At 35.0% G+C, this 4,334-nt stretch carries 6 protein-coding genes; 4 read left to right on the top strand and 2 right to left on the bottom strand.

The features are described 5' to 3' along the window. Together FTU45_RS15055 and FTU45_RS15050 are read left to right on the top strand one after the other, a co-directional pair. A partial coding sequence (locus tag FTU45_RS15055) for a MobA/MobL family protein (protein ID WP_180076680.1) occupies window positions 1-731 on the top strand: 731 nt, incomplete at its 5' end. Further along, entirely contained in the window at window positions 728-1,198 is a 471-nt protein-coding gene (locus FTU45_RS15050) for a hypothetical protein (protein ID WP_180076679.1), read from the top strand. The genes FTU45_RS15055 and FTU45_RS15050, both read left to right, overlap by 4 nt. A gap of 50 nt (window positions 1,199-1,248) precedes the next feature. Here the strand turns inward: FTU45_RS15050 and FTU45_RS15600 are convergent, their stop codons facing one another. Further along, window positions 1,249-1,632 carry a prepilin-type N-terminal cleavage/methylation domain-containing protein gene (locus FTU45_RS15600; RefSeq protein ID WP_180076678.1) on the bottom strand — a complete coding sequence of 128 codons (384 nt, stop codon included), beginning with the start codon at window positions 1,630-1,632 and terminating at the stop codon, window positions 1,249-1,251. A 959-nt stretch (window positions 1,633-2,591) separates the two neighbouring features. Here FTU45_RS15600 and FTU45_RS15040 point away from each other — a divergent pair. Next, window positions 2,592-3,533: a replication initiation protein gene (locus FTU45_RS15040; RefSeq protein ID WP_180076677.1), complete on the top strand. Its 942-nt coding sequence runs from the start codon at window positions 2,592-2,594 to the stop codon at window positions 3,531-3,533. Here the strand turns inward: FTU45_RS15040 and FTU45_RS15035 are convergent. After that, complete coding sequence (locus tag FTU45_RS15035; RefSeq protein ID WP_180076676.1) at window positions 3,523-3,792, bottom strand: mobilization protein; 270 nt, start codon at window positions 3,790-3,792, stop codon at window positions 3,523-3,525. The genes FTU45_RS15040 and FTU45_RS15035 overlap by 11 nt on opposite strands. Window positions 3,793-3,978: 186 nt before the next feature. On the opposite strand from FTU45_RS15035, the gene FTU45_RS15030 reads away from it, so the two are divergent. After that, window positions 3,979-4,334, top strand: a 356-nt coding sequence (locus FTU45_RS15030; RefSeq protein WP_180076675.1) for a MobA/MobL family protein, incomplete at its 3' end; no start/stop codon positions are given.

Here is a 4,334-nt window from a genome sequence, read left to right as displayed (position 1 = left end):
AAGATGCCCGAACTGCTAGAGAATGGGTGATTGCTTTACCTGATGAATTGGATGTAGATCAACGTAAGGACTTGGCAAAAGACTTTGCCCGGTCCTTAGTTGATCGTTACAACGTGGTTGCTGATCTTGCAATTCATGCACCCAGTAGAAATGGTAATGATAAAAACCATCATGCCCATATCATGCTCACCACTCGAAAAGCCGAATTAGATGCAGAAAATAAGCTGATATTGACCAAAAAAGCAGATATAGAACTGAGCAACACCAAGCGTAAAAGTCTAAATATGGGAACAACCCAAAATGAAATTAAAGAAATTCGAGAAACATGGGCAAATTTAGCGAATCACTCTCTGCAAATGGCAGGCTATACCGAAAAAATTGATCATCGCAGCTACGCTGAACAAGGTAATGGACTGCAACCTACTATTCATGAGGGTACTTGGGTAACTCAACTTCGTAGAAAAGGCATAGACACTGAAATTAGCCGTTATAACGATGATATTAAGCAGAACAATGCCAAATACTCATATCAACTTAAACAGCGTACAGAAAGTGTTTTAGAAGCAGGTTTAAACCGAGTTGATCAAGGTTTTGAGCAATGGAAGCAAAAACAAGAAGCCAAACGCCTAGAACTCGAACTTAAAGAGCGATTACGACTCGAAAAACAGCAAGCAGAACAGAAGCTAAAAAGATCATCACCCAAATTAGATAGAGGCGGACTATCACTATGAGTAATCAAAATAATTTAGAAGATGAGTTATATATTTTATTGGCTTCAATGAAAGAATATCGAGAATCCATAAAAGATGATAAGAAGCGATTAGAGATGTTTTATAACCATGTTGCGACAGGTGTGCTCGATGAAGTGAAAAAAACGCTACAAGAGACAAATATACAAGCAGATCGGGCATTAAAAAGCCGTCTTGATGATATTGAAACAGCTACAAACAGATTAAATCTGAAATTTATTATGATTTACTCAACTGCTTTTATCGCTTTTATCGTGACTTTCCTCTTAGCAATATTCTTATATATCCCTAGCTTAGATGAAATCCAACAACGTAGAGCAGAAATTAATAATCTACAAAAATACAACTTAGATTTATCAAAGTGTGATGGGCAAACTTGCGTCAAAATTATGAAAAAACAGTGTGGATATGGAGAAAAACGAGATTATTGTATAATTGACCCTAAATAAAAAGAAACATCCTTTAAGATGTTTCTTTTTTAATAAAAATTACAAGATTTTTATTCTTCAGGATCTTTTAACTCACAGTTACCTGTTAATGTAGTACAAACTACATCTTTTAATTCCTCTTCATTACCAGTAGTTTTTGGAACAAAAGTAATAGTAGCGCTTGTATTAAAAGTAGTTTTAATAGCAGCAGGTTCACCAGTAAGTCCTTCTGGCGCTTCTTTACATGCTACTGGGTTATATGGACTAAAATCAGCATCTGAAGCTTTATCAGCAATAGCTAATCCAATATAAGCTTTAGCTTCAGATAAACATGCTGTATTTGAAGATCGCTGAGTATAATTTTGATAAGCAGGAATTGCGATAGCTGCCAAAATACCAATAATTGCAACAACAATCATCAATTCAATTAATGTAAAACCTTTTTGAGCATTCATGATGCTTCCCCCAAATGAAATATGTAATAAAAAAGCAAAAACCGTGCCAATACATTATATCCATATATTAGACTTCTTGGGTTAGTCAAAATTTAAACAGCCTAAAGCTACATTTTATAAGGTTTTAGCCAGTTCAAAAATTAGGTAAGCGATACTTTCGCAAGAGGTCTATTAATGGTATAAAGTTGTTTGAAGTGACAATTTTTGTCACCTCTATTTTAAAATAGAGGTGACAAAAATTGTCACTTATTTACAATTTACGTAAAAAAACCAATCTAAAATGTGGAGTTAGATTGGTTTCTGAATTTATTATATAAATTAAAAAATATAGTGTCTATTTAATTTTCAGTAATAACAAAGCGAGTGTCTACGAGCGACCACCTGGCATTAAAATTTCGCCCCTGCCTTTTCCCTGATTACAAACTCCCTTTTGCTTCATAACGAAAGATACAGAGCATCCCGAATGGGTGCGAATTGTATTAGTCAAATTCTAGACGAGCGAAGCGAGCATAAAGACTACTGAGCGAAGCGAAGGCATAGTTTCTTTTTTATTAAATCCTCAATTCATATTTGAAAAAAACAGCCCCTCAACCGAGCGAAAGCGAGGTTAAAATGTCCGAGCTTTAGCGAGGGCATAGGGCTGTTTTATTTTCTGTATTTTCCTTTTTTATCTTTTAAAAAGCTTTTAAAAGCTTTTAGACCCCCTTCCAGCCCATATCTAGCAAGGCTTTCAGACTTTAAAAAAGTACTTTTACCGGACAACTAAGTACTTTTACCGGACAAAACGTATTTAAAAAAGTACTTTTACCGGACTTAAAAAGTACTTTTACCGGACATTAAGGTACACAAATTTAGATGTACTTTTTTTAAAAAAGTACAAAAATAATAGTCAAATTTTAAGCAATAATATACTATATAGGTACATATCCGAAAAAGTACTTAATAGGCATTGTAGTTATATGGACGAAAATAAAAAAACGTATCCACCTTCTTGGGTTGTGATGCAAAATAATATTCAAGAATGTTTTAAGAGTATGAATATTGATGAAAAGCGTATATTGATACTTGCTAGTCCAATTGCTAGAACTACTCAAGCAACAGAAAAAGATCCTATTATGATTACCGCTGAAAAATTCGCTGAAGAGTGTGGAATTAAAACGCATTCAGCATATACACAGTTAGAAGTAGCAAGTAGAAATCTGATTAAGCGTAGTTTTTCTTATAACAATGAAAGAGGGAAACGTGTTCTGTCTAATTGGGTAATTGATTGCATTTATGAAGATGGAGGTATTGCAATTCGATTCCCTGAGATCGTTTTATTGATGCTTACAGAATTTGATAAATTAAATCCATATACAAAGTACAAAAAAGACATCGTACTTAGTCTAAAAAAAGATTACTCATTCGATTTTTATCACTTAGCTAAAAAACATCAGGCTATGGGAAAATTTGAAATGTCTTTAGAAAAAATAAGAACTGAATTTGGCTTACCTGAGTCTTATCACGATCTAAGTAATCTAAAAAAACGTGTTATCAATCCATCACTAGATGAGATCACAGCTAATACAGATATTGCCCTAACTTATGAAAACGTTAAAAAAGGGCGTTCTGTGGTTGGCTTCAAGTTTACTGTCAGAGAGAAGCCCAAGCCTAGATTAATAGCACCAGAGCGAGAGCAAGAAACACTAGATATATTCCGCAGCCTGTCTGCTGGTCAAATCAATACCTACAGCTCTATTTTGTCAAAAGTAGGTAGTATTAGTGATCTAGCTGGAGCAAAAGACTATCAAGCATTTGCAATTTGGATTGCTAATATTTTACGAGATCCAAAATCAGTCAGAGAGGAAACCGCAAAACGTATATTTAAAGCCTTGCGGACTGAAACAGATTTTAAAGGTTAAAAAGCTGTCTATCCCGATCTTCTGTTAAATACTCGTTGAGTTCAGCGAGTATTTTTTCTTTATTGGCTTCATTGGCATTCATTTTTTTAATCAAATAAGAACCAAGCAAAATTTTGCGTCTAGTATCGTCCTTTCTTTCCTGTTCCTTTTTCTTGGTTTTTTCTCTTGCTTCGATAGCCTGTTTTTGGGCTTTTAACTGTTTCAGCTTCTCTAACTGGGCTTCAATTTTCTTTTCGATATTTTCAGCAGATTTTGTCATAACGGTTAATTTTGGGATATAGAAAACCACTCAAGCATAAGGCCCTATGAATTGAAATTCAAGCGGGCTATATGCTATCGTGTTTTTCATGAAATGCGCACTTACGACTTGAACAAAGTTCAAGTCAAAGTTGCGTAAGGGGAAACCCCTTAACCTCAAAAGCAAAGTCAAAAGCAGGAAACGCTCATGGCAATTTATCATTGCTCAACAAAGACAGTGAACAGAAGTTCAGGACGTTCAGCGGTTGCATCTGTTGCATATCGTGCAGGGGAAAAATTAGAAGATGAACTCACAGGACTAACACATGACTTCACAAAAAAAGAGGGAGTCATGTATTCAGAAATCATTTCCAACCTTGATATTGAGATAGACCGTTCTGAACTTTGGAATATGGCAGAAAAAATAGAAAACAGAAAAGATGCCCGAACTGCTAGAGAATGGGTGATTGCTTTACCTGATGAATTGGATGTAGATCAACGTAAGGACTTGGCAAAAGACTTTGCCCGGTCCTTAGTTGATCGTTACAACGTGGTTGCTGATCT

The organism is Acinetobacter sp. YH12106 (assembly GCF_013418995.1).
GTDB lineage: Bacteria > Pseudomonadota > Gammaproteobacteria > Pseudomonadales > Moraxellaceae > Acinetobacter > Acinetobacter pseudolwoffii.
Note: the sequence above shows the minus strand (reverse complement) of the source record. Positions and strands in the feature narration are given on the sequence as shown.